The sequence below is a fragment of the Calditrichota bacterium genome (genome assembly GCA_013151735.1).
Taxonomy (GTDB): Bacteria; Zhuqueibacterota; JdFR-76; order JdFR-76; family BMS3Abin05; genus BMS3Abin05.
Genome location: JAADHR010000140.1, coordinates 1,116 through 6,617 on the forward strand (window position 1 = coordinate 1,116; position 5,502 = coordinate 6,617).

The window sequence follows — 5,502 nt, forward strand, 5'->3', positions numbered from 1 at the left end:
CAGCGGAAAATCCGGTGTGTTCCGTTGAAACGAACCTGCCAGATGATCTGGTAATTCTGGGGGCGATCGGTGTAGTTCTCGTAGGAGTAGCTCAGGTGCCAGGGACGCGGCCCGGTAATCGCGTGGTAGGGCGCCCCGGCGTGCTCGCCGTTGTACTTGATTTCCACAAAAAACCGGCCGGGGTAGCAACTGGCCAGGCTGTCCACGGTTTTGCGCGTGGTGAGCCAGCTTCGGGTGTAGAGGTGCATGTCCGTACGACCGGCGTCTTTAATGCCTGCCACGTAGGTGTCGCGAAAAAAACCGCCCCGCTTACCGGATTCCCCGATGCGAAACCCAAACGTCCACAGGCCGGGAACGGCTTTTAGAAATTTTGCAGTGACTTCCCGAATGTACAGCTCCAGATCTTTCCCCCTCAGGCGAGGCGCCAAAATGCGCGGATCGCCCCGGAAGCGTCCGGGACGCGGTTGCCCCGCCCAGGAACTCAGGCTGTAATTCATAATGCCGACGTGGATCCCACGCTCCCGGGCCATGGCAATGATTTTATTGAGCATGGCCACATTCTGACGGCACGTTTCCGGTGGGGAACCGATCTCCGGAAAGCGGTCGGATTTTACAAAATAGGTAAACAGATTGTAAAAATCGGTGTTGTACACATCGTACACGCCGTGAATATCCAATAAATTGAACCGGTTAAAAGAAAGCTGGTCCAGGTACTTCGTCCAAAAATCCAGACTGTAAAACCAGGAGGCTTTGTTCCAGAGGGCCTGGGTGTGCAAGAACGGATTAACAGCCCGGATTTTGACAAAGGGCTGCTCCGTTTTATTGTGTACCCGCCGGGTGAGGGCCTCGCCGGGCGTTCCCCAACTTATTTGTTCGGCTACATCGTAGGCCCCGTACATGGCACCCACCGAATCGGTACCCACTACATAAATGCGGTTTTTCCGCACACGAATCGCAAACGCTTCCTCCCGTTTCGGCAGGCGAATGTGCAGCTTTTTCAACCAATTGTGAACTTCCGCATTGGACGCCACACCCACGTAAACGGCAGGGGTGTGCGATGCGGCTCGGTTAAGCGTCACCGAAAACCCCGCCTGAGTGAGTTTTTGAGATAAAACAGTCACGCCGTGTTTCACCGGCCCGGATAGTTTTCCCGGAACCACCAGAGTAACCGATTCAGCGCCCCTGCTCCCGGCGGTCAGAAACAGGACGCCAAGCATCGCCAGAAAAAAGATTTTTACGCGATTCATTTCAAAAAATCTCCTGTGCCTGTTCGTTGTTTCATATTTTCGGAAATTTGAACCGGTACAATTTAAGGAACTCCCTTTAGAGAATCAAGCAAATTCAGCCGTATATGCAAAAACAAAAGCCACGAATTCACGAATTCGTACAAATTGATCTTTCAAAAAAATCCGTGAATTCGCGGTACCCCAATCAAATTCATTTTAAATATTGATTTCAAATTCCGGTACCAGCGGAATACTATTCAGCGAAATTTCAAAGCGGCGCTTTCCGGTTTTTCCCACAATTTTCCAGCGCGGAGCCGTTCCCTCAATTTTAATTTCAGGTTTCTCTGCGCCCGACGCCACTACCACAGCAGCCGTCAGCAGGGCGACATCCTTGCTCTTCCGGCCTGCGTGGACATCCAAAAACGGAAACGTCCCGTATTTTTTGGGAACAGGAAACGTCCCGGTTTCCAGACGAACCCCTTCGCTGCCCGCACAAGTACCTACCAATTCCCCTTTCGGCCGGGCAAACACAAAATGCGTGCCCCGAAAGGAAATGCGGCCTTTTTCATCTTCATTGTCAATAAACCAGCGCGCCCGGAATGTGGCCGCCTCGGTTTTCATCTTCAGCCGATCTACAACCACCACAAGTTTCAAATCCGGCACCGTCAGCACCGTACGCACGACAGCTTCCACATCCGGTGTCACCCAGTGGTAGGCGGAGGTGGCGTCGCTGCTGACGAGGGCGTACGCGTCGGTGGTTTTCTCGGAAATCACCTTTGCCGAGGCTTTGGAGGCGTTGGTGCCTTCCAGACCATTGTGGTACTGGTGTCCCTTTCCGTTAATCAAAACGGTGTTGTGGGCGGGCGAGGTTCGCAAGGGCCAGCCGGGGTCCAGGTGGTTGTACGGCGGATGCCAGTTGTCGACCCAGAGATTTTCGGAGTAGCATTTGAGAATCACACTGTTACGGTCGGCGTGCTCGTGGTTGGCCGGACCGCCGCTCCGCAGAGCCAGAACAAAATCTTTTGGCTTGAAGCCGGTTGTTACCACCACCCAGCCAATGCCAAAGTGCCGGTAAAACCAGCGTCCCTCGGGCCTGACTTCCGGCTGGGATGGGTTGTACCACCAGATGGAAAAGGGGGTGTGATACTGGCTCAAATGCTTGGCCAAAAATTGAGCCTGTGCATCTCCGTACCGATTGGCTGTCCAGAAGCCGAGTTCCGAACCCGGCCCGCCACCGGCATCGCCAAAATTCACGTGGCCCTCGGGGTGTGTGGTGGAAGGCATCGTCGTCATTAAAAAGAAGTCCATCGTGCCCGGCCAATTGATGTCCTTGTACCAGGTTTGGCCGGTATTTCGGTGAAGGGCATCCAGAAAGAGAATCAGCTCCTGACTGGTGTAGCGGCAGTAGCTGGTACCTTCGGGGTAACTGCCGTCGGGCTGGTATGTTCCCTTAAAATCGTCGTAACTCTTTTTAACAATGCCCATCCAGTCTGAATAGCGCGGGGTATCCTTTCCTAAAAACAGCGCCCCCAAACCCAGTGCACTGAGAGGAACCGCCCTCAGGTTGGTATGCCTTAAGATAATCGGCCAGCGGTGCATATCGCGCACCTCGTAATAGCTGCTTTCCGGGTCAAATCCCCACCCGGTGGATTCCGCCGGGTGTAAAATGCCCCACAAACTGCGATAGCAGGGTTCGAGTCCCTTCTCCGGCAGTTGATGAACAATTGCCGCCTTCTCGTCCTTCGTGAGAAAATCACCCAAATAGGCGTAGCCCAACAGCAGGGCTTTCACCGTTAGCGGGGCCCGCTGGAGTCCCATCACGTGTTTTCCGTCTGACAAAAAATAGTCCCATTTTTTAAAGGTCAGGATTTTTTGCAGCGCCAGCTTCGCCAGATCACCCCGGGCTTTGGTACCGGACATGGCGTACACGAACGCTTCGCGCATGAGGATGTGATCCGCCCGGGCCAGATGCCGAATTTGATTGTTGAATTGAATTTCCTTCTCCAAAAACCGCCGGTCTGCTTTTACATCGGCATGAAGCATTTTTTGCCAGAATTCCTTAAACAGGGGCAGTTTCACCCGTTTTTGCATGGCAGGCAACTCATCCGGCGCAAAGAAAAGGGCCCTATTCGGGGATGGGCTTGGAGCCAAAAATGAAGCCGTGCTTTTCAGCGGCAAAAGAATTGTGGCGGTTGAAAGAAGTCCCCCCCATTTCAAAAATTCACGTCGCGTACTCATGGGCATCTCCTTCAATTTTTGTTCGGGCGATTTTGTGTAGAGGCCATTTATGAAGTACCCCTACATAGATTTGTTATCCGTATGGGTCCATCTTCCGGAAATTATCATTAAAATTCCGATCAGAGCCAGCAAGCCCGCTACCGCCAAATTAACGGCAATTTTTGTGCGGGCCACCGGAAACAAAAGAACGGCCAGAACCACTCCCGCCAGTCCCAGCGAAATGGTCCCCACCATTGGAAACACGTTAATCTCTTTCGCTCCTCTGGAGAGCACCTCTTTCTCAACATCAATTGGGGTATCCATTTTCTGGAAAAAGGCCTTCAGTTCCGGAGAAGGTGTTTTCAAATCGATAGCATAAAGTCTTGAAAAATAGTAAGAAATTACGACAAATGCGAGTGCGGCAACCAATGCCCAAAACTGGGCCGAAATCAAAAAATGTCCCACATTCCCATGGAAAATCCGACCCAGCGTGTGCCAACCGAGATTGGGGTTGTTGCTCATAGTCTGAAAGGCACTCCAGAGAAGCCCGCCCATTGCCACACTTGCAGCCAGAGCCCAGCGCTTTCCCTTAAGGTAAAACCTTCCGTAAGGCCGGGAGACGTAAATGAAAATCAGCGTTACCACAATCGTGGACACGTACTGAGGGCCAATGGAATAGTGCAGGACGAAACGGGCTACAGAGGCCATGACCGTTCCTGCTAAAATGGAGGAAAAGGCTGACCAGCGGGAAATCTTCCGGGACATGATCCCCAAAAACAAGGGAATAGCCACGGGAACACCCGTGAGTCCGAAAAAGATATTGGTGAAGGTAAACACCCCGTAAGAGCTGTGAATAATGACCAGCGCCAGGGTGATCGCAATCACAGCCAGCAGGATCATCGTTATCCGGCCTACACGCAGAACGGCCTTCTCACTGGCATCCGGGTTAAACATGTTCTTGTAAATATCCACGGAAATAATGGACGAGACGGCATTCCACACACTGTCCATAGCCGACATGGAGGCTGCCATCATAGCTGAAAGAAAAATTCCTATCATACCCGCCGGCATATACCGGAGCACAACGGCAATGTAAATGTTTTCGTCCGGCTTGGTCACATTCGAAAACTGGGTCAGCATGTGAATGTTCGGCCAGAGAACTTTTCCAACCAAAGGCGGAATGCCAAAAAGAATGGGAGCCGTGAGGAAAAGGGCGAAAGCCATCCAACCCACCTTCATAGCCGCTTTTTCGTCTTTCACACTGTAATAGCGCTGAGCCTTGTCGCCCACGGCCGTACCAAAAATATTCACAAAGAAAAGACCAAAAATGTACCAGAGCGTGTAGGTCGTTTTCCCCCGAATCACGTGGTGGAATTTGATGGGCGGCACCTTATGAATAAAATCTGCCACAGACCCCACATCACCGCTCATAAAAATCGTCGGCACCAAAACCAAACAAATCGAAATCAAAATCAAGAACTGGACCACATCCGTGACGGTTACGGCCCAGAGCCCGCCCGAAATCGTGTAAATCAAAATTACAATTCCCGTGACAACGATAAAAATGTCAATGGCCAGCATAGAATTGGGAAACAGGGTGGGAGCACAGATTTTACTGAGCGACGCCAAATGATGCGCCGGCCAGTACATCATGCTAAGCGCCAGCAGACTGGCCAGAAACAGGTGGGTGGTTTTGTTGAAGCGGGTCTGGATATATTCCACCGGGGAGGTCATTCGTGTGCGGCGCCAGCGTTTGGCTGACAGCAAGAATCCGATAATGAATGAAACCGGCCAGCTCACAAAAAAGAGCAGTCCAAACCAGCCCGTGTTGTAAATAAAGCTGGCCGCTCCGGTAAATGTCCAGGCGGAAAAAAGCGTCATGTAAAGGGAAATGCCGGATACCCACCAGGGGATTAGATTTCCACCGACAAAGAAATCCTTCCCGCCTTTCATAAAGCGGGAAAAATAGAATCCAATGGCGAGCATGAAAATCAAATAAAATGCAATCACAATGTAATCAACAGCGGGAAGTCCAAAGTGCATAAAATTTTCCTTTTTC

General features: G+C 51.6%; 3 protein-coding genes. All 3 read right to left on the reverse strand.

What is annotated here, in order from left to right; genetic code table 11:
- Nucleotides 1-1,247 (reverse strand): hypothetical protein (locus tag GXO76_10070; protein ID NOY78199.1); only part of this gene is annotated, 1,247 nt, incomplete at its 3' end.
- A gap of 195 nt (nucleotides 1,248-1,442) precedes the next feature.
- Entirely contained in the window at nucleotides 1,443-3,464 is a 2,022-nt protein-coding gene (locus tag GXO76_10075; GenBank protein ID NOY78200.1) for a hypothetical protein, read from the reverse strand.
- A 60-nt stretch (nucleotides 3,465-3,524) separates the two neighbouring features.
- Nucleotides 3,525-5,486 carry a hypothetical protein gene (locus GXO76_10080; protein NOY78201.1) on the reverse strand — a complete coding sequence of 654 codons (1,962 nt, stop codon included), beginning with the start codon at nucleotides 5,484-5,486 and terminating at the stop codon, nucleotides 3,525-3,527.
- Nucleotides 5,487-5,502: the final 16 nt, after the last annotated feature.

Coding starts and splice junctions, on each gene's coding strand:
- GXO76_10075 (NOY78200.1), bottom strand. CDS start 3,464: ATGAGTACGCGACGTGAATTTTTGAAATGGGGGGGACTTCTTTCAACC.
- GXO76_10080 (NOY78201.1), bottom strand. CDS start 5,486: ATGCACTTTGGACTTCCCGCTGTTGATTACATTGTGATTGCATTTTAT.